The organism is Tateyamaria algicola (assembly GCF_047715485.1).
Lineage (GTDB): Bacteria > Pseudomonadota > Alphaproteobacteria > Rhodobacterales > Rhodobacteraceae > Tateyamaria.
The window spans coordinates 23,691-44,103 of record NZ_CP180420.1; the positions used below are offsets into that span (position 1 = coordinate 23,691).

Genomic DNA, 20,413 nt, shown 5'->3' on the forward strand with positions numbered 1-20,413 from the left:
GGGCTCCCGGTAGGATCTTAGTCTTCGATCTGGTTCACAACGATGTCGCCTGACAAAGACACAGGGTTGATGATCGTCTGCGCATTCGGGCTGTGTTTGATGGCCTTCTTATGCAGCTCTTCGAACTGCTCGGGCGTGCCGTCGCCGGTCACATGGATCGTGTAACGGATTTCCGGGAAGCCAACCGGTGCGTTGGTGCCAAGTCCCATGAAACCACGTAAGTCCAGCGTGCCATCGAAGTCGATTTTGACGGATTCAAGTTGGATGCCTTCTGCCGTGGCCCCCGCGACAAAGGCCACCATCATGCACGAGCCAAGACCCGAGAGCAGCAATTCTTGCGGGTTCGGCCCATGGTTGTTGCCCATCAATTGGCGCGGCTCGTCCGCCTTCCAGACAAAGGACCGGCTGACCTTATGGGGGCCGACAAGCATCGGCTTGGTAGACGTGCGTGCACGCGTACCGCTTTCCCAATCGACCTCGATACCATAGCTCATCAGACCTTCTTCGGGATTGCCTGCGACTTCGTTGACGAACTCACTGAGGGCGGCGGTGGGGATGGAGTTGCGCATTATGCGGCCCCTTTCATGGTGGAAATGGCGTTAAGAGCCTGATCGAAGTCAGCGATCAGGTCGGCGGGGTCTTCGATACCAACAGACAGACGGACACAGCCAGGATGAATGCCGATATCAGCACGTTGGCGGCTGGTCATTGTCGCCTGTGACGAGTTGAAGGGCAGGCTGATCAGGCTTTCGATGCCCCCAAGGCTCGTGGCCTGTTTTGGCAGGTGCAGCTTATCCATAAGCGCAAGAGCTGCCTGATCGCCTCCTTTAACAAAGAAGGTCACATTACCCGTGCCCATTTTCATCAACTGCTTGGCGCGCGTGTGATCGGGGTGACTGGGCAGCATGGGATAGAGCACATTTTCTACGGCCGGATGCGTCTCCAGGAATTCGGCCAAGGCGGTTGCTGACGCTTCATGTGCTTTCATGCGGATGTCGAGGGTCTTGAGTCCACGCTCCAGCAGGAAGCAAGCATGCGGATCGAGAGAGCCGCCATAGTTGAGCAGCCGTGGCCAAATCATGTCGACTAATTTGCGGGGGCCGCACACTACACCGGCGATCAAATCGGAGTGGCCGTTGAGGTACTTGGAGGCAGAATGCACGACAAGATCGACGCCCATCTCCAACGGCTTCATCACCGGGGGAGGGGCAAAGGTGCTGTCCACGATCAGGCGCAAGTTGTGCCGTCTTGCGATATCCACCAGTGCGGGGATATCGACCACTTTGAGCACCGGATTGGTGATTACCTCGAAGTATAGGATCTGTGTGTTGGGCTGGATGGCCGCTTCGATTGCTTCGAGGTCATAGCTGTCGACCAGGGTTGCCGACATCCCCAAGGACGGGAATTCCTGATTGAAGAGGTTATAGGTGCCGCCATAAAGATCGCTTGCCGCCACCACATGTGCGCCCTTATCGACCATGGCCATCACGGCTGCGGTGATCGCAGCCATACCGGAACTGAACACAATTGCGCTTTCCGCGCCCTCGAGCATTGCCAGTTTCTCTTGCACGGCCCATTGGGACGGGTTGCCATAGCGTGTGTAAATGAAGCGATCGCGTCCGAACCCCTCTTCGATCGACCCATAGGTCTCCTCGTGCAGAATGAAGGTCGATGTCTGATAGATAGGTGTGCCGACAGCACCGGTGCGCGGATCGTCATGGGTGCCTGCGTGGACAGCCTTGGTCGACATGCCCATCTTACCCATGGGATGTGCGTCCAGGAACGGACCGGATTGGCGGGCACGGTCCAGTTCGTTGATCCAGCGGCCGGATTGGCGTTTCGCAGGTTGGCTCGAAGCGTCGCCGTAAAGTCGTTTCTCGGTCATAGGGTCCTCCGCACGTAAGCGTTATTCGGCAGCAATAGCGTTGTGTTGCGACAATGCCGTCATCAGGTCGTCAATCAGATCGTCCGCAGTTTCGAGACCGACGGAGAGGCGTACTAAACCCTCAGCAATCCTGTGTTCTGCGCGTTCTTCTGGCGTGTAGGTGGAATGTGTCATTGATGCAGGATGCTGGATCAGGCTTTCAGCATCCCCGAGGCTCACAGCGCGTTGGATGAGTTTGAGGCGGTTCATCATCGCGATGCCGCCAGCCTTGCCGCCGATCACTTCAAACGGGATCATGCCGCCGAAATCTGACATCTGCCGACGCGCAAGGTCGGCCTGTGGGAAGCTATCAAGACCGGGGTAGTGCACGCGCTCCACGGCCGGATGCTCTTCCAGCATTTGCGCGATGCGCCTGGCCGATTGGCAGTGCCGCTCGACCCGCAGCTCGAGCGTCTTCAAACCGCGTAGGACCAGCATGGCCGTCAGAGGCGCCATAACCGCGCCGGTCATATCCTTCAGCCCGATGAGCCGGACCTGTTTCATATCTTCGGTAGACCCCACAACGAGGCCTGCCACCAGGTCACCATGGCCGCCAAGGTATTTGGTCGCTGAGTGCAGAACGATGTCCGCGCCATGTTCCAGCGGTCGCGTGAGGACAGGCGTCGCATAGGTGTTGTCGACAACCACCTTCGCACCCTTCTCATGGGCGATCCAGGAAATTGCAGCGATGTCTACAAGGCGGTTGTTGGGATTTGCAGGGGTCTCGAAGTAAACGATTTTAGTGCGGTCTGTGATTGCACTTTCCAGGTTGGCAGGGTCGGTCAGATCAACTGGCGTGACGGTCACACCAAACCTTGGCAGCCCGTGAGTCAGAAACGCGAAGGTACACCCATAGAGCGTCTTATCGATGATGACTTCGTCGCCAGCGGCAACGAACGTCCAGAATACCGAACTTATCGCACCCATACCCGACGCGGTGGCCAGACCTGCCTCTGCACCTTCAAGATTTGCGATACGCTGCTCCAACTGGTCGAGCGTCGGGTTTGAGATGCGGCTGTAAAAGTGCCCTGCCTGCTCCCCTGCGAACATTGCCCCGCCAGCCTCGGCAGTCTCAAACGTGAACGTCGATGTCATATAGACCGGTGGGTTGAGAGATCCTTGATGCGCTGCGGCATCATACCCATGATGGATCGCCCGCGTCGAAAAGCCCGTCCTGTCCGTTTGCATGATCTATCCTCCTGACACGTCAGGCATATTAGGATGGATCAAAAGGCATTAGGTTGTTATATTAGCCCCATAGAATAGTGAGATTAGCATTTTATGCCAAAAGAGCCCAAAATTGACGCTACGGATCGCAAGATCATTCGCGCTCTTCAAAAGAATGGGCGCATCACGAATCTCGATCTTGCCGAGAACGTCAACTTGTCGCCGTCACCTTGCCTGCGAAGGCTACGCAACCTTGAGCAGAATGGTGTCATCAAAGGCTACAGCATCGATGTCGACGCGAAGGCCTACGGGTTTCCAATCATGGTGTTTGTCCGGGTCACATTGAACGCGCACACTGGCGAGACAGTTCAACTTTTCGAGGCAGAAGTCTGTAAGATCCCCGAAGTTCTCGAGTGCTTTGTGATGACCGGGGCGGCTGACTATTTCCTTCGTGTGGTGGTTGAAGATCTCGAGGATTACGAGCGGTTTGTGCGCCAGCGCCTGCACGAGATAGGCTGTATCAATTCAATCGATACAAGCTTTGTCTATGGCGTGGTCAAACAGACTCACGTCTTTCCGGACCTGCAAAGCTAGCTGACCCCGGCGTGGCGGCGGCGCGCGATCCGATCTGCGAGGCTCTCGCGCCGCGGAAATTCAACAAGAGCCGCTTTGATCGCTTCGGGCGTTTCAAGATCACGAAGCCAGGCGTCCCCGGCGATGATTTCGGCGTAGTGGGGGATTTGAAGGAGACGCTTGTCCGGGTCTTCATCAACACGCATCGCATAATAACCAATCTGGTGAAAATACATGGTGCGCGCGCGGACAATGGCAGACATCGGATCATGTCCAAATCCTTCAAATACCCATTGATAAAGCGATATGCGCTTGTGATCGACATATTTCATGGTGCGCGCCGCGAGTTTGGAGGTTTTCCCCCATTCTCGTATGGCAACGTCTAGCGGTGCATCGAATTGTGGGCTCAATACCCAGACGTATGCGAGCGCTAGATACTGTGCCTTGGGGCATTCTGCGGCTTCTTCCAGTGCCTCGATAAACGGATGCACATTTGTGGCCAGCCAGTCTTTGAGCAGTGCGCGATAAAGGGCATCACGGTTCTTGAAGTGCCAATAAAAGCTGCCCGGGGTCACGCCAAGTTTCTTTGCAAGAGGTTCAACCTTGACCGCCGATATCCCACGCTTGATCAAGACGGCGCGCGAAGCATCGATCCAATCCTGAGCCGAGATCGTGCCGGATTTTGGTGCTCTTTTTCTGGCGTTCACCTGAAGTCCCTATCCTTTTCTGTTAACTTGCTTCTTTGCAGGTCAATTTAGCGCCGTCCATGTCCTTTGCCATCTCACCTAAATCTCTTTGATCGGCCCAAATACTGGCCAGGCTATCGATCTGACGCTCCAGCATGTCCCATACGGCCTCAGCAAGCACGGTTCGGACATGCATCCGAAACACGTCCTTCGCTCCGTGCCGATAGAGAAGGACGCCAAAACCATGCCATAACCGGGAAACGGAGGCCGACGCTTGGTCACAATTAAATTCGGTTCCAGTTGCGATCAGCAGTTCGACTCTGGCCCTGGTCATTTCGATTACAGAATAGGCCGACGTCATGTCCGACACCGCAACGTTGTGCTCAGAATGCCAGCCATCGGCAATGTCAGGGCCATTGACCACAACAACACGATCACGTCTTTGACGCAGAGCGTAAGTTTCGCCACTGGCAAAGCCGGTGCCGCCGCCAACAGCTGTTTCAAGTCCACTCAGAGCCAAGCAGTCTTCGAAGTTACCGCTGATGACGGTTTGTCTGGCCGGTGATACATAGCGCATAGAGATCGTGTCACGAACCAGGTTTGGTCGTTCGAATTCTACGGCGACGGGCCATCTGTTGCGATCATCACGCATCAATCCGTGCCCCCTCTGGATCATAGGCGCAGGAGGTCGCGATCTTGGCACTCCGAGCCTGGCCCAAATGCCAAAGATCGACAGGTTCTCCCATTGCGTGTTCGCCGCCTTCCACAAGGGCAAGCGCGATTGGCCGACCCAATGTTGGGCTGTCGTGACTGGTGGTGACATAACCGACAGAGCGGCGTTTGCCGTTTTTGTTGCGCACTATGTGGGCACCGATAGGGAGCATTGGCTCACCATCCTTGACGATAAGGCCAACAAGCTGTTTGCGGGCTTCACTGTTGGCTTTTTCGGAATGTAGGCTCCTGTCGCCGACGAAGGCTGCGGATTTCTTGAGACGGGGTGCTCCAAAGCCCAGATCGTGCGGCATGGTTTCACCATCAGTATCCTTACCTACGAGAATGTAGCCTTTTTCCGCACGAAGAACCGTCAGGGCTTCTGCCCCAACCGGGCCTGCGCCGTGTTTCTTTCCAATTTCCACAGCCTTACGCCAAAGCGTCGCCGCAAAGTCGTTGCGAACCGAGATCTCAAAACTCGTGTCGCCTGTAAAACTGACCCGGGCGACACGGGCTTCCGCACCCTCAAAACGTCCAAACCGGAGCGACATATGTGGAAAATCATCCAGGGTCTCAAGCACCCCGATCTCAGCAACGATGTCTGACGCTTTTGGACCTGCGATTGTCACCGTGGACCAGTTCACTGTTGTGTCATGGATATGTACGCGCTTGGGATCAAAGGAATCCTGCCGCCAATGTTCGAGATGTGCCATGGCCGCGTCTGCGTGCGAAGACGAGCAGGAAATGATGAAGCGCGTATCGTCAACACAGGCCATTACCCCATCGTCAAAGACCAACCCGGATTCGCTCAGCATGAAGCCATATCGGATACGCCCCGGTTTGAGGTTGGACATGGTGTTGTAGTAGATGAAGTTCACAAAATCCCTTGCATCCGGGCCGATCACCTCAATAGCACCCAGTGCCGAGCCGTCCATGATCGCGGCGGCCTCGCGCGCAATTTTGCATTCGCGCGTAACGGCCGTCTTTTCGTCATAACCGCCATACCAGGCCGGCCGCAGCCATCCGCCATATTCCCCCATCGCAGCCTCAAGCGCGCGATGCTCCGGTTCGAGCGCCAGACGTTTCAGCGGGGCCATTTGCCGGTCCCGTTTCGCCCCGCGAAAAGCTTCAAGCGGGACCGGAATAAATGGCGGGCGGAAGGTCGTCGTGCCAACTTCAGGGATGCTCTGCCCTTTCAATTCGGCCATGGCCGAGAGGCCTGCGATATTCGATGTCTTGCCCTGATCCCCGGCCATTCCAAGTGTCGTGTACCGTTTCAGATGCTCGACCGAGACCATGTTTTCGCGGTGTGCCAGCGCCACGTCCTTGAGCGTGACATCGTGTTGGAAATCGATCCACTGCCGACCCTTGCCCGTCAAGTCGGGTTTAAGGGGCGTGACTTTGTAGATTGACCGCGGCGGGGCAGGGGCCTTCAGGGCCACTGTTGTTGCTTCTTGAACGGCAACATCAAAATCAAACGTGCCTGCAGCAGCGCCAATCACGCGCATCCAGTTCGGGCCTTCCGACGGAATAAAAGTTTGCCGGTCCTCGTCCCACGCGAGCTTGCCACCGGCATGGCGCCAAAGATGTATAAGCGGTGTCTGGCCTGCGGAGGCCAGGATTGTGTCGCAACTGATGGTCTTCCCACCGACAACGAGGCCTGTGACGGACTTCGTGCCTTTCGCCTGAATATTTGTAGTAGCGGCGTCCACGATACTGATAGAAGCGCCCGCCGCCTCTAACTGCTCTAGGGTCGCCGCCACATCAGGACGATTGGTCAGAATGGCGATCTCCTCTCCCACCCGAACCCCAAAACGCGCGAGGTATTCGGCGCCCGCATCAACGGACATGATGCCGGGGCGATCATTGTTCACAAAGGTAACGGGACGATCAATGGCACCGGTTGCAATGATAACGTTGTTGGCCCGCATTTTACGTATGATGGGTGCTGTGCCCAACCCGCGATCTGTCATCAGCGACATCATCTGATGATCGTACACACCGATAGCAGTGGTAACGGTGAGGATGCGACCGCCTGCAGTTTGGATGGCAGCGGTTTGTTCCGCGACCCAATCCGAGGCGTTCAAGCCACTTGCGTTGGCCATGCGGTAAAAACTGCCGCCCAGTTTCGCCTGATCATCGACCAGCGTAACTGACTTGCCTGCTTTGGCGGCCATGCGCGCCGCTGTCAGACCGGCAGGCCCCCCTCCGACAACAAGCGTATCGCACTGTTCGTGCAGGATTGCGGCTTGGAACTGGTCCGACACTTCTTTTTCGAGCGTTCCGAGACCGGCCATCTTTCGGATCATTGGCTCAAACAGGTGCCAGTCGGGCCACATGAACATCTTGTAGTAGAACCCGGCCGGCAGGAACCGGTGTGCCAGGTCCAGAACGCCTTTCACGTCGTGCTCTGCCGAGGGCCAGGCATTGATCGAGCGGACCTCCATGCCCTCGGCCAGAGCCGTCGTAGTGGCCTGACAATTGGGATAGGAAATCCCATCCAACGCGATATCGACAATCGCATTGGGATCATCTGACCGGGCCCCCCAAACGCCGCGTGGCCTGTGATATTTGAAACTGCGCGCAAAGACGCGCAGACCAGTAGCCAACAAAGCGGACGCGACCGTATCACCTTCAAATCCACGATAGGTCTTGCTATCAAAGGTGAACTTGATGGGTTTGCTTTGGTCAATCAGACCTGCATCTTTGATCCGCACCCCGCTCATGCCGCATCCTCGTTCAAGGCTTCTGTCGATAGGACTTCCATCGAGACTGTGTCCCGCGTCATGACAAAGTATTCCTGGCAGGTTGTATGCACCCAGATTTCGCGGGATGGACCCTTGGCGTTGGTGCAGTGATACAGATACGCCGTCCAATCGGCGTCGCTGATCTCTTTGGTTGTGTCCGGTCGGGTTTTCCCGGCTTCACCGGCGAAGTGAAATTCTCGCTCGTCGCGCAATCCGCAAAAAGGGCAGGGGAACTGCTGCATTCAATTCTATCCTCAATGTGCAATGCCAGATCCGGCAGCCTCGTCCATAAGGTCTCCGGTGTGAAAACGACCCGGATCAAAGGGCCGGCTGATCTCGTGATGCGTGCCGTTTGCAAGTAGATGGGCAAAAAGATAGCCACCGGCCGGAATGGCTTTGAAGCCTCCCGTTCCCCACCCGCAGTTGATATAGATGCCATCAGTTCCTGACGGTCCAATGAGCGGGGAGCTGTCCGGGGTGACATCCACGATCCCGGCCCAATGGCGTAAGAGCTTCACTTTGGCGAGGGCAGGGGCCATATCAATAATGCCCGCGAGCACTGTTTCCTGCATCGGTGTGTTGCCACGCTGTCCATAGGATGGAACCCGATCAAGCCCGCCACCAATCACCAACCCGCCCTTGTCCGATTGGCTGAAATAGCTTCCAGTCATAGGTGAGAAGGCGACGGTGTTCATGAAGGGTTTGATCGCTTCTGTGACGAAGGCCTGCAACGCATAGGAATGTAGTGGCAACTTGTAGCCGCCCATTTCGGCGAGTACGGATGAGTGACCCGCAGTCGCAACGCCCACGCTGCCCGCCCTGATCAGGCCTTGAGTTGTCTCGACGCCCTTACAGACACCGCCTTCAATAAGAAACCCCGTCACTTCGCAGTTCTGAATGATGTCGACACCAAGTCTGTCCGCCGCGCGCGCATAGCCCCAAGCCACAGCGTCATGGCGTCCGGTGCCGCCCCGTCCCTGGAAAATCGCACCATGGATTGGATAGCGCGCATCGCCCCGGAAATTCAGGACGGGGGCTTTCTTCTGGACCTCTTTGGCGCCCAACAGTTCGGCATCTGCGCCACCCAGTTGCATGGCATTGACCGTACGCGCGGCCATTTCCATTTCTGCATCGGAATGGGCCAGCACCATCATGCCGCGTTGAGAGAACATCACATTGTAATTGATGTCGCGCGACAGGCCTTCATAGAGCCGCACCGAAAGATCATACAGCGCCGTGCTTTCCGGGTAGAAATAGTTGGAGCGGATAACGGTCGTGTTTCGCCCGGTATTGCCCCCGCCAAGCCAGCCTTTCTCGATCACGGCGACATTGGTCACGCCGTGGTTCTTTGCCAGATAATAGGCCGTGGCCAACCCGTGGCCCCCGCCGCCGACTATGACGACATCATAGGTGTCTTTGGGTGCCGGGCTCCGCCAAAGCGGGGCCCAGCCTGTATGTCCTTTGAGACCTTCTCGAAGGAGTGAGAGAGCAGAATAGTGCCGCGTCATCTATGCCGCTCCCTTTCTTATCCGAGCAACAGCTCAGGCAACCAAAGCGCCACGCCGGGCACGAAGGTTGTGAGCGCAAGCGTCGGCAACCAGGCGAAGATGATGAAAATCATCGTTGGCCCAAGCATTTTCTGCACAGGTGCACCCGTTACACGTGCTCCGAGGAACAACAGCGGTGCCGTCGGCGGTGTGATGTTGCCCATGCCAAGGTTCACACCGAGGATCGCCGCGAAATGGATGGGATCCACGCCAACGCTCGTAGCAATCGGCAAGAGCAGAGTAGCACTCAAGATAAGACCGCTGAAGTCATCCATGATCATACCGATGAGGATCATTGTGAGGTTGATCATCAAGAGCACTACAATCGGGTTGTCCGAAATCGAGAAGATCAAGTCCTGCGCCAATCCGGGAATGTCTTCGAAGATCAGGAAACGGCTGACGATCAGCACCATGAAGATCATCACCATGACCACACCAATCGTCACGGAAGACTCCTTGAGCGTGTCCAAAAAGGTCTTCCAGTTCAGACCTTTGTAAACAAAGAACCCGATCGGGATTGCATAGATGACGGCAACACCTGCGGCTTCGGTAGGCGTCATGATGCCACCATAGATACCGCCCAAAATGATGATGGGCATCATCAGCGCCGGGAAAGCCGCAAGGGTTTTCATGCTGAACGCTTTTACGAATTTCTCCTGATGTTCTGGCAGGATAATATCTGTCTGTTTGCGCATCATGATAAGGTTGATGATCACAAGCAACGAAGCCACGATGATGCCTGGTATTACCGTTGCCAGAAAACACTTTAGAACGGATTGCTGTGTCAGCCAGGCGTAGATCAACTGCGCAGAACTTGGCGGAATGAGCAGGCCAAGCGGGCTCGCGGCAACCAGTAGCGCTGCGGAGAAGCCTTCGGGATATTTCGCCCTGCGTAGATGCGGCATCATGACCGCGCCGATGCACGTCAATGTGGCAGCACCGCTGCCAGAGATGGCACCAAACATTGCACTTGCAACAACGGAAGCCCCCGAGAGACCACCGCGGATGCGCCCCAGCAGCATTTCAGCCAAATCAACGATCGGAGCGGCAATCCGGCCGTTCTTCATAATGTCGCCCGCAAGGATGAAGAGCGGGATCACGAGGATGACGACAGTATTCAGCTTCCAGTGTCCGGTCGGCATGAAGCCGGAGACATCATGACCGCCCATATAGGCCAGAAAGATCAGCACGCCGCCAAAGGCCAGTGGAACGGAGATGCCTGCAAAGAGCAGAGCACAAATCAGCAAAACGGAAATTGCGATAATCATTGCTGGGCCTCCCTTTCAATGCGCTTGGCTTCTGCATCAGCCTCAAGTTGTTTGGCAAAAGCATCGACACCGAGTTTCAGAAGGACGTAGAGGTGGAGTGCGCTGTACAGCGCCATGAACACAAGACCCACAAAGATACCCAGACGCGGGACAAAGAAGGGAATGCGCAATGCGATGGTCGTCTGCCATTGCGGATAGGAAGCCAGCTCGTCACGGAGCATGAGAATGGCCCAGTAAACAAGGAAGATTGTTATTAACAGCTCGATAGCAGTCAGGATCACACGACGCATCCAAATGGCGCGGGGATTCTTGAACCATTCCTCGAGAATGTCCGCCTTGATCTGCGTATCGTCGTAGGTGCCGACCGCACTGCCCAGGAAGAAAAGCCAAAAGCACATTGGCAGAAGCCATTCTTCGTAAGCAAACAGGTCGCTTTCGAGGATGTAGCGAAAGACAACGACCATGAAAAAGGTGAGTGCAAGAATGAAGGTCGAAAGGATCAGGAAGAATGACTTGATCTTCAACAATTGTTTTACGGTTGCCCCGACTCTCGGAGGCAATTGATCAGCGAGTTCTATCACGGGGACCGCTCCTGGATTGGCGAAGTGGGCCGGGGAGAGCGACCCACTTCACGAGGCTTCAGTTTGCGGTCAGACGATCAAGAATATCCTGTCCAACAACGTCTGCCACATTTGGCCAAACTGTTGCCTGAATATGCGCCTTGATGGCGTCACGTTCTTCCTGCGAGAACTCGACGATTTCCCAGTCAGCTGCTTTCAACTGGTCCACAAAGCCCTGGCTCCGTTCCCACGCCAACTTACTAATCTCAGCAGCGGCTTCTGCAGATTCCCTTGCAACAACTTCGCGCTGCTCATCGGTCAAACCGTCATAGAAGCGCTTGTTGGCATAGATCATCGTGCTTTCGATGAAGGCATTGTAAGGCACATAGGTGTTGCCAACGCCGCTGGCGGCGAAAGTCGTATAAGCCCATTCGGGCGTACAGCAGATGGCACCATCGATAGTTCCAGCTTGAACAGCTGGGAAGACTTCCGCCCAATTGAGAGTTGTCACATTGTATCCGAGTTCTTCCATCGTTTGCTTGGCAATCTGTGACGACCAGGCGCGGACGTTCATGCCCTGACTGCCGATGTTCGTCGGGTCAGCCGGACGCTCGGTCGCGATCATGCCGATAAGGCCTTCGCCAATTGTCCCTAGTGGCTGAATGCCAAAGGAGGTCAGAATTTCTTCCAGAATTTTGTTATACTCCGAGTCTGGGTCACCATAGACCGCGTCGAGCTCTGCTTTGGTGGTGACCATAAAGGGGAGGCTATTGATCTCCAGGCGTGGGTCCTTTTGCGCATAGACGGTCGCATGAACCATCTGCACTTCACCACGGATGGCACTTTCGAGCAGCTCTTCACCTGAGCCAAGTTGGCCCGCGGGGAAATATTTGACGTCGAGACCTACGCCCGCGTCTTCGATGTCCTTTGCCATCTGTTCAAGAACAGCGTTCCCGAAATGCTCAGCGGGCACTGTTCCGGCGATCCGTAGGCGTGTGTCTGCTGCTGCAGCTGATGCAAGCAGAGCTGCTGCCGCGGTCATCATTGTAAGGCGAGAAGTGAATGACATTTAGTCCTCCTGTCAGTTGATAGAGCTTTTATTTTTTGGCGGCAGCAGTGATGCCGTAGGCTACCCTACGGTCAAGCATAGGGCGATAAACTCCAATGTGGCAAGTTTTTGTTTGCGAAGAGGTATGAGCCTGATGTCTACGAACGTTCTCTTTGGTAACGCCGCGAACGCGCAAAGGTGACCAAGCCACTATGAACAAAGGGGTTTACGGTGGCTTCAAGGTCAGGACGAAGCCGTTGACCAATTCTTGGTCAAGTTGTCAAGAAGACATCCCGATCACCCATCTCGTGTTGGAATCGATACGATGTATGACCAAATCGGGCGAGTGAGTTGGCTCATCTGCCAACATTTATTCGGGCATCAAGCGCGCCTCCACCAGGGCGGCGTGTGTCCAAGAAGCGATTGCACAATTCTCTTCTGAAACTGCTCACCGGTGTTACCGCTAAGTGTTGCAACCGGCGAGGTGAGGCTAATTGCCGACGTGAGTTTTAGGAATAAAAAAGGCTGTGCGGATGGTCACCCGCACAGCTCATATGCTGCAACAGAATTAGGCCTTCTCTCCTGTCGCGAAGAACCGACCCAGTCCTGTTGAAATTACATCACCATGAGCGTGACGTTGCCGGCAACCACAGCGATTGTCAGCGCAATCATGATAGATGCTTCTTTCATGATTTTCAGGGTGTTAGACATTTTCTCGGCTCCAAGGTTAGGTGTGTGTTTCCTGAGCCGCACCTAGGCCTGATTTTAAGCACATAGAAGTGTTTTTTTTGCAGGTCAGATATGCGTCTTTGGGATGGGTCTTTAAGGGCTCGGTTTCACTTGTAAATGATCAGGGTTTGGCTGCAGCGGTAGATCTTGCCCCACGTTTGCGGATAACAGTGTCCGCCTCAAGAATGCTTCGTGCCCTTCCTTCCAACCAATTCGCCAGATCGCCTGAGACGTAACTGGATCCATAGTCATTGAGTAGACGTGGCGTATAGGCCACAAAGCTTGTTCACAACCTGACTTCTGCAATGCCGGACCCAAGGTTTCATCCTCGTCTCAAGTCCGCATGTTTGTGCAGAGCTTCCTAAAAACGGTCCAGCAACTGTAATCGTCGAGGGCCGTCCTGAGGTTGCATGTCGCGGGCTGCGCGTTGGCCCATCAGACCCAGCTGACCGGTTTGTGGAAGCAAAGACATGACAGAGAGCCGGAACTTACCACGCAGGTCAATGCTGCGTCCTATAGCTGCAGAAGCCGCCAAGATCCTCAGCCGACCAATCAGAAGATAAAGGACTCGCGATGTCGTCGTGTTTCTTTGACTTTAAATTCAGTAAGTGCGGCGTCGCTCCAATCCATCAGAGATTCCGGTCCGCACATAAATATCTCGCGATCCTGCAAGTCTTCGACGCCTTGTATGTCGCCAATTTGCAAGCGTCGCTGCTCAAGTGTCAGCTCCTCGTCGGAGAATTCCTGGCGAAGATCATCTAGAGTGGATTGAGATGTTTCGGCATGTTCTCCGACGCTCTGGAATGCAAGAATGCGAAGGTTCAAACCTGCAGTTCTGGATCCGCTCCGCGATAAAAATTGCCTCACGACATTGATGTCGTCATCGCGTCCGGAAAACAGAAGAACGATGTCACTCGATAGGTGGTCGGGGTACGCATCTGCAATTTGTTTGATCCCGTCCCACATTGCCATGAATGGGGTAATGCCAACGCCACCTGCGATCCACAGCATCTTTGATGGAATACCTAGAAGCCCCCCTTCAAGGTCCGGTGAGAAACAAGTGAAGCCTGCACCAGTGCCCTTGAAATCAATCGGTATTTTTTCCTCAGCGAGCTGGTCTGCATTGTCGTGCATGACATTGGACATCAAACCGCCAGGCTTTCTTTTGACGGTAACACTGACCCGATTGCTTGCGCGGAACGAACGACTTTCGGCGTCAAAATCAGGTGCATTCGAAATCGTCCACGTCCGCACATAATCTTCGTTGACTAACTGAGGGTTAGCCTCGTTCATATGGCTGTATCCGGTATCCAAGATCTTTGAGAAATCGAATACTCCGAACCCGCCGGGCAAAGGTGCATCGACCGCGGAGGACAGGTCGAAGTTGAACGTCTTGATACTGTCGGAAAGATCTTGCGTTGACGCGAGCGTTGCCGTGATCGCGGCCAGACCGTCATGGGCGGCGATGGCGTGTCCCATTTGATCCAGTTCCTGCCGCAAGTGCTTGACCGGCGGGTTGTAAGGCGAAAACTGCTCCTCCGATGTTAGCCTCAGGTTGAGACCATTTTTGACCAGAACCGCACCTGTCACCTTGATGCGCGTCAATAGGTTGGTACGCGGCATGAGAGCTTCGGCGTCCGTATCATGCAGGTTTTCAGCTTCGCCGGTCACGTAAAGGACATGGCCATAGGCGAAGTCAGGAAAGACGAGCCCGACTTGTGGATCGGTCTCGATATTACCCAAGGTTTGATAGAAGCGATTGCCGGAATGGTCCGGCAAAACCAGATATGTCGCGACAGCGTCGCCATCTTCTTCTTCGTAGATGCGCGTAAATCCGGGGGCACCGCCGCGGTGATTAACACCCATATCAGTCTGGACGCCCGAGGCCTTGTCCTTGGCAATATGTTTCGTCGCCAGAAAGACAGTGCTTGCGCGACCGACTATGGCTTTGGCTTCGGCAGGCAGGGCCGATGTGCTCGTGTCAAAGCTGTCATGGGAGACTTCGGCAGTGCGCTGCATGTGAGTCAATGTGCGCACTGTTATGTATTTCGGACAATTCCCAAGGTGTTGATTGGACATGAGACGAAGCCGCATCTTTCCTGTATCTTCGACAGAGGCAGCGTCGATTGACCCGGCTATTTTGTTGCGACGACGATTACTAAAATCGATCCCAACGCCAGCAAAAAGCCGTCCTTCCTCGGAAGACGCCGGCTCTTGCTGCAACGCTCGTGCAAATGGGTCATAGGCGGACGTCTCTGCAACAACGTCCGTTATGTTGTCACCCAACACTTTGATACCGACGGACAGGTCATCATCAGACGTCGTGACCAAAAGGCTGACCCAAGGACGCCCTCGGTTATCCAGTGTGGCCAATGGCAAGTAAGACAAGCCAGAAAAAAATCTGCATGCTGCTGTGGCATATTGCGGTCTATATATTGCGGCATTCCGTCGACGATTTCTTGTGGTGTGTTAAGACGCTCTTGCAGCAGCAACTCACCCTTATGCGATTTATGTATCTGCGTCATTGTCGGTTCCTTTCGCTTGTCTTTTAAGGGGCTGCCTTCAAGCCGCTTTTTGCTGCCAACACATGCCGCCCTTACGGGTTAGGATTGTCCTGTCGAAAACCCTGTTCGCCGGTTTTGAACGAGAAATCCAAATCGCTCAGCCCGGATGATCGCCAGAACGCCAACCCAATCGTCGTTGCGCCTGTGTGACGGACGGGATGGGATGGCGCGGGCCCACAGAGCGGTTTTCTGGCCCCCTATTCAGCCACAAGACCAACAGCCGTCGCGGGCATGGCTTCAAATCCGGGCAAGGCTTCAAACCGGGCAATCCATGCGCGCACATTCGGGTAGGGTTCAAGTGAAACGTTTCCTTCCGGCGCGTGAGCGGTATAGGAATACGTCGCAACATCTGCGATCGTTGGCCGGTCACCAACAAGCCAATCGCGACCTTCAAGTCCTTGTTCCAGCTTTTGCATGGCTTTTTCGGCTGTTGCTGCTGCAAAGGCCGGGTCCAAAGGAGCACCGAAAACCGTGATCAATCGCGCAGCACAGGATCCAAATGCGATTTCACCCGCAGCCAGAGTAAGCCATTGCTGGATATTGGCCTCATCGACTGGAGTGTTCGGCATCCAATCAGGCGCGAAAGCCCGAGCAAGGTAGACAAGGATTGCGTTCGAGATCCGCCACAATGACCTCGCCATCCTCCAGAACCGGTACTTGCCCATTTGGATTCATCGCCAAGAATTCGGGCGACTTATGCGCACCAGCGGCTAGATCAACGGGAACTGCTTCATGTGCGATCCCTGCGAGCTTTGCGAAAACCAACGCCCGATGTGCGTGACCTGATTTTGCGAAATGGTGAATACGAACGGCGTTTGACATCTGTGTCTCCAGTCAATTTTCGGTTGCTGCATGAGTAATACGCGTTGCACTATTGGATGATAATTGTCATTCTTGGCGTAAGTTTAAGCCCTGAAAGGGCGCAATAATATGGACAAGATTGATCGCATGCGGGCCTTTGCGCTCGTCGCAAGGCACGCTTCTTTCACCATCGCCGCGCAGCGCATGGGCCGCTCTGCGCGCTTAGTCAGCAAGTATGTGGCAAACCTCGAAAACGCGCTTGGTGTACAGCTGCTCAATCGAACAACGCGCAGTGTTTCATTGACGGATGCAGGCGCGACATACTTGGCAATGTGCGAGCCACTTCTCGATGGTTTTGATGAGCTCGAAGAAAGAGTCAGAAACGAGCAGACATCTCTACGGGGTTCGATCCGCATCACGGCACCGACCGGATTTGGCGCATTGCGGCTTGCGCCATCGCTTGCTCTATTTGCCGCAAAGCACCCAAATGTAGAGCTCGACCTTCAGTTCTCAGACCGCAGGGTGTCGGTTATTGAGGAAGGTTTCGATCTCGCCATCAGAATTGGCCCCATGCGAGACAGCTCACTCAAAGTACGGCAACTTGGTCACATGCATCTGGTCGTCTGTGCATCGCCGGACTACTTAGAACGGATTGGAACGCCGAGCCACCCGCGCGCATTGTCGACGCATGAGTGCATTCTCGACGGCAATACGACGGAACCGACGATTTGGAGATTTCACATCGATGGCCAAGAAGAGGCGGTGCCGGTGAGTGGACGATTTAGGATGAATGCGCCTGCTGGATCTGCTCGCCTGGCTGCATCTGGGGCTGCAGTTGTTCGATGCCCTGCTTATACGGTTGCTGATGCTTTGAATTCCGGAGATTTAGTAGAGCTTTTCCCAGAGCACCGTGTCTCGCCATATGTTGTTGCAGCACTATTCCCTCAGAACCGGCGTCTCACAACAAGAGTCCGGGCGTTGATCGATCACCTTGTCGGTGACACGGCATTGTGTCTCGAAGGCTCATGATTAGCTGGTCCTATTTCTCTGTTACATATACCCGATAGTTCAAAGTGAATGGGCTTTCGCAACAACTATTCTCGAAGCGGCCTAAGGCAGATTTGATCAGCCTAGCCGACGATCAGTCCGTGACGACGAACCGGTCACCTTGAATACTCATTTGTCGCGGCTGCGGTGTACGGCAGCAATCCCGCGTAGCGGCCGTCGCAATCACATCTGGTGATAGTCCGCAGCATCCGGGGTTTCAGGCTGACAACTGACCTTGAATGCAACAGCTGCTTGGCCCCCTTTCCAGAGAAAAGTTGCCGGGTACCAAAAACTTCACTCAAGATTTTGCGCGCAGCAGGCGGCGCAGGATCTTTCCAGACGGAGACTTAGGAATCTCTTCGACAAAGGTTATCGCGTGCAGTTGCTTGTAGCTTGCCAGTGAAGCACGCATATGGGCGTGGACGTCATCTTCGGTCAAGTCAGGTCCTGCGCGTATGATGAAGGCGACTGGCACTTCGCCTGCCTCGTCGTTGGGTTTGCCTATGACTGCTGCGTCTTGCACGCCTTCATGGGCCACGAGCGTGGCCTCGAGCTCTGCGGGCGCGACCTGGAAGCCCTTGAATTTGATCAGCTCTTTCAAGCGATCTACAATGAACATAAAGCCATCTTCGTCGACATAGGCAACATCACCTGTCTTTAGCCAGCCATCCGGTGTCAGCGAGTTCTTGGTGGCTTCGGGGTTGTTGAGGTATTCCTGCATGACCTGAGGGCCGCGTATCCACATTTCGCCTATCTCTCCGGCGGGCAAGTCCGCGCCGCTATCAGGATCGACGATCCGGCATTCCGTGTTGGGCAAAGCCAGCCCGGACGAGCCCGCGCGCGGTTCTGAAACAGGAGTGGCGTGCGACACCGGAGCCAATTCGGTCATCCCAAAACCTTGCAGCATTGCGCAGCCAAGCCGGGACGCAACAGCATCGGATAGCTCTGCGCCCATGGGTGCCGCGCCGGAGAACACCTGATCGACGCTGCTCAGGTCGAACTCATCCACCATGGGGTGTTTTGCCAAGGCCAGCGCTACAGGCGGGACAACCCACATGCGACGGGCCTTATGGTCCTGGCTGATCCGCAAAAACAGCTCTAAATCAAAGCGCGGCATCGTGACAAACGCGCCGCCGCAGGCTAGGTGCAGGTTCATAATCACGTTCATGCCGTAGATATGGAAAAACGGCAGAAAAGCCGCCGCCGTTTCACCAGGTTCAAACTGCGCCCCCGCCGCGGTCTGATCTATGTTCATCACCAGGTTGCGATGGGACAGGCGCACGCCTTTGGGCAGGCCCGTCGTCCCTGAGGAGTAAGGGACGACAACGCTGTGGTTATTCAGATCAACGGGCACCTGCGTCTCAAGCGACGTTCCGTAGAGGTCAGACAGAGGTGTAGCCCCCGCGGCTTCGCCAATCACATAGAGCGAGACATCGGGGAGGTCCGCGACTGCTTCCTGTGCCGTAGGCAGGAAGTCAGCAAAGACTATCAGGACTGAGGCTCCGGAATCCGTGATCTGGTGTTTGATTTCAGACGCCGTATAGGTCGGATTCAGCGTCGTGATCGTGCTGCCCGCCCAGGCCACCCCATGGAAAACGATGCAGTATTCCGGGGAGTTCGGTGCCATGATGGCAATCGTCTTGCCGGTGCTCAGCCCTTGCTCAACCAGCCCACCGGCAAGGCGTTTGATATGATCCATCAGCGCCTGAGCAGTAAAGGCCCGACCATCTGTCCCATCGGTCACAACTGTGTCGGTGAGGCGGGTTTCCAAATTACGGAAAACCCTTTGCGTGACGGTTTCTTGTGTGTCCGGCAGGTCAGGATAACGGCTGCGATAGATTGTCATGGCGCACTTTCAAGTCGGGTTGGACGCAAGGAGTGGAGCGCCGCAGAAACCACAGCGCGCCCGGTTTGCAATATAGGCTATTCGGCAGGCGTATGGACCGCCGCGCCACTGGGCACACGCGCGTCGACATAGCGCCGGATCCCTTCTGCGATCAGGATGCCAAGCGGGGCAGAGCCCCAGATGCACGTCAAGATTGCGGCGGACTCGTACCCACGCAAGGTCGGGTCAAGCACCAGCAGCATCGCCCGGAACAGCCAGAAGCTGCCCCACATGGACCCGGCGAACCGCCACATCCAGATGCGATGGCGCGCCGCGTCTCCCCCTGATCGATACCACGCCCATCAACGCCGTGCCGAACACGAAGGCCCCCATGGAATAAAAGCCAAGCTGCGCCCAAACGCCGCCATATTCGGTGACAGAGCCGTGCTGGGACGCCAGCCAGACCGCGCAGATCACCCCGATCGTCATGAAGCCAAAGGTGATCCGTCCGAGCAGTTTGTGAGAAATCCCTGCAAAAGACTTGCCGGGTCGCACCATTTGCGCATGCAGCAGCACAAACGCCAAAGTGTTGAATGTAAGATGCGTGTAGAGCAACCAGGAGCGGAACTGAGAACCGGACGCGAACCGTTCGTGAAAGGCCACGCCCCAAGAGGAATGCCAAGCGTAACGCTCTCCCCAAACGGTGCAGGCATCGGCCCCGCCCTCGCAGGGTGCCATTCCGCCCGGCATATCCGCGCCGATCAGGATATTGTTGACCACATCATAAATACCGATGAAGAAGGCGATTCCCGCAGGCGCGCCTTCGATCAGGTAGCGGCCATTGAGATAGATCGCGAGTGCCAGCCCAAACAAGATGACCATGCGAAAGGACCGGGTTTGCAGGGCGCGTATAAAAAGCGCTGCCCATATGAGCAGGCTGACGTAGACGGCGACAACGCCTATTGGAAATGCCATAGTGTCCTCCCAAACCTATCAGAGCAATATTAGTGGTCTGTGGCCGTTTTTGGCAATGATGATACCCCATCCTTCAAATTGGACGGTTCGCAAATTGACTGAACTTGAAGTTTGTAGGTTTGGCCAAACAACTGCGACGATGAAGCGGCGTGACGTTCCTCAGAGGCGCTTTACGGATCATTCTCTGGCATCGGAATGGCTTGATGCGATTGTGAAACGATAGGAAATATTAACATTTAAT

17 protein-coding genes and 1 pseudogene are annotated in these 20,413 nt (G+C 55.3%); 2 read left to right on the top strand and 16 right to left on the bottom strand.

Features of this window, described 5'->3' with window-relative positions; all coding sequences use genetic code 11:
• Positions 1 to 17 precede the first annotated feature (17 nt).
• From ACMHLQ_RS00875 to ACMHLQ_RS00885, 3 genes are read right to left on the bottom strand one after another with little or no spacing between them, the layout of a single operon-like run.
• A complete protein-coding gene (locus ACMHLQ_RS00875; protein WP_299733839.1) occupies positions 18 to 569 on the bottom strand; it encodes an OsmC family protein in 552 nt (183 codons plus the stop codon).
• Positions 569 to 1,885: a trans-sulfuration enzyme family protein gene (locus ACMHLQ_RS00880; protein WP_415400904.1), complete on the bottom strand. Its 1,317-nt coding sequence runs from the start codon at positions 1,883 to 1,885 to the stop codon at positions 569 to 571. Before ACMHLQ_RS00880 ends, ACMHLQ_RS00875 begins: the two co-directional genes overlap by 1 nt.
• 21 nt (positions 1,886 to 1,906) lie before the next feature.
• Complete coding sequence (locus ACMHLQ_RS00885; RefSeq protein ID WP_415400905.1) at positions 1,907 to 3,112, bottom strand: methionine gamma-lyase; 1,206 nt, start codon at positions 3,110 to 3,112, stop codon at positions 1,907 to 1,909.
• Positions 3,113 to 3,205: 93 nt separating this feature from the next.
• On the opposite strand from ACMHLQ_RS00885, the gene ACMHLQ_RS00890 reads away from it, so the two are divergent.
• Positions 3,206 to 3,685 (top strand): Lrp/AsnC family transcriptional regulator, encoded by a 480-nt coding sequence (locus ACMHLQ_RS00890; RefSeq protein WP_299506082.1) that lies wholly within the window; start codon positions 3,206 to 3,208, stop codon positions 3,683 to 3,685.
• On the opposite strand, the gene ACMHLQ_RS00895 is transcribed toward ACMHLQ_RS00890, so the two are convergent.
• The 10 genes and pseudogenes from ACMHLQ_RS00895 to ACMHLQ_RS00940 form a co-directional block, all read right to left on the bottom strand.
• On the bottom strand, positions 3,682 to 4,371 hold the full coding sequence (locus ACMHLQ_RS00895) for a TetR/AcrR family transcriptional regulator (protein ID WP_299590488.1): 690 nt from the start codon (positions 4,369 to 4,371) through the stop codon (positions 3,682 to 3,684). The genes ACMHLQ_RS00890 and ACMHLQ_RS00895 overlap by 4 nt on opposite strands.
• Before the next feature lie 22 nt (positions 4,372 to 4,393).
• Complete coding sequence (locus ACMHLQ_RS00900; RefSeq protein WP_415400907.1) at positions 4,394 to 5,002, bottom strand: hypothetical protein; 609 nt, start codon at positions 5,000 to 5,002, stop codon at positions 4,394 to 4,396.
• Positions 4,995 to 7,787, bottom strand: a complete 2,793-nt coding sequence (locus tag ACMHLQ_RS00905; protein WP_415400908.1) for a 2Fe-2S iron-sulfur cluster-binding protein — start codon at positions 7,785 to 7,787, stop codon at positions 4,995 to 4,997. Before ACMHLQ_RS00905 ends, ACMHLQ_RS00900 begins: the two co-directional genes overlap by 8 nt.
• A complete protein-coding gene (locus ACMHLQ_RS00910) occupies positions 7,784 to 8,050 on the bottom strand; it encodes a sarcosine oxidase subunit delta (RefSeq protein WP_415400910.1) in 267 nt (88 codons plus the stop codon). Before ACMHLQ_RS00910 ends, ACMHLQ_RS00905 begins: the two co-directional genes overlap by 4 nt.
• A 12-nt stretch (positions 8,051 to 8,062) precedes the next feature.
• Positions 8,063 to 9,316, bottom strand: a complete 1,254-nt coding sequence (locus tag ACMHLQ_RS00915; protein ID WP_415400911.1) for a sarcosine oxidase subunit beta family protein — start codon at positions 9,314 to 9,316, stop codon at positions 8,063 to 8,065.
• A 17-nt stretch (positions 9,317 to 9,333) separates the two neighbouring features.
• Positions 9,334 to 10,623: a TRAP transporter large permease gene (locus ACMHLQ_RS00920; protein ID WP_415400912.1), complete on the bottom strand. Its 1,290-nt coding sequence runs from the start codon at positions 10,621 to 10,623 to the stop codon at positions 9,334 to 9,336.
• A complete protein-coding gene (locus tag ACMHLQ_RS00925) occupies positions 10,620 to 11,204 on the bottom strand; it encodes a TRAP transporter small permease (RefSeq protein WP_415400914.1) in 585 nt (194 codons plus the stop codon). Before ACMHLQ_RS00925 ends, ACMHLQ_RS00920 begins: the two co-directional genes overlap by 4 nt.
• Before the next feature lie 58 nt (positions 11,205 to 11,262).
• A complete protein-coding gene (gene dctP / locus ACMHLQ_RS00930; RefSeq protein ID WP_299590473.1) occupies positions 11,263 to 12,252 on the bottom strand; it encodes a TRAP transporter substrate-binding protein DctP in 990 nt (329 codons plus the stop codon).
• 1,260 nt (positions 12,253 to 13,512) lie between these two features.
• Complete coding sequence (locus tag ACMHLQ_RS00935; RefSeq protein WP_415400915.1) at positions 13,513 to 15,333, bottom strand: pyridoxamine 5'-phosphate oxidase family protein; 1,821 nt, start codon at positions 15,331 to 15,333, stop codon at positions 13,513 to 13,515.
• Between the two features lie 388 nt (positions 15,334 to 15,721).
• Positions 15,722 to 16,346, bottom strand: a pseudogene (locus tag ACMHLQ_RS00940) (glutathione S-transferase family protein).
• 108 nt (positions 16,347 to 16,454) lie between these two features.
• Here ACMHLQ_RS00940 and ACMHLQ_RS00945 point away from each other — a divergent pair.
• A complete protein-coding gene (locus tag ACMHLQ_RS00945; RefSeq protein ID WP_415400916.1) occupies positions 16,455 to 17,354 on the top strand; it encodes a LysR family transcriptional regulator in 900 nt (299 codons plus the stop codon).
• Positions 17,355 to 17,670: 316 nt separating this feature from the next.
• On the opposite strand, the gene ACMHLQ_RS00950 is transcribed toward ACMHLQ_RS00945, so the two are convergent.
• The 3 genes from ACMHLQ_RS00950 to ACMHLQ_RS00960 form a co-directional block, all read right to left on the bottom strand.
• A complete protein-coding gene (locus ACMHLQ_RS00950) occupies positions 17,671 to 19,218 on the bottom strand; it encodes an AMP-binding protein (RefSeq protein WP_415400917.1) in 1,548 nt (515 codons plus the stop codon).
• A 77-nt stretch (positions 19,219 to 19,295) separates the two neighbouring features.
• Positions 19,296 to 19,460 carry a hypothetical protein gene (locus ACMHLQ_RS00955; protein WP_415400918.1) on the bottom strand — a complete coding sequence of 55 codons (165 nt, stop codon included), beginning with the start codon at positions 19,458 to 19,460 and terminating at the stop codon, positions 19,296 to 19,298.
• Entirely contained in the window at positions 19,444 to 20,172 is a 729-nt protein-coding gene (locus tag ACMHLQ_RS00960) for a hypothetical protein (RefSeq protein ID WP_415400919.1), read from the bottom strand. The genes ACMHLQ_RS00955 and ACMHLQ_RS00960 overlap by 17 nt, the downstream gene beginning before the upstream one ends.
• Positions 20,173 to 20,413: the final 241 nt, after the last annotated feature.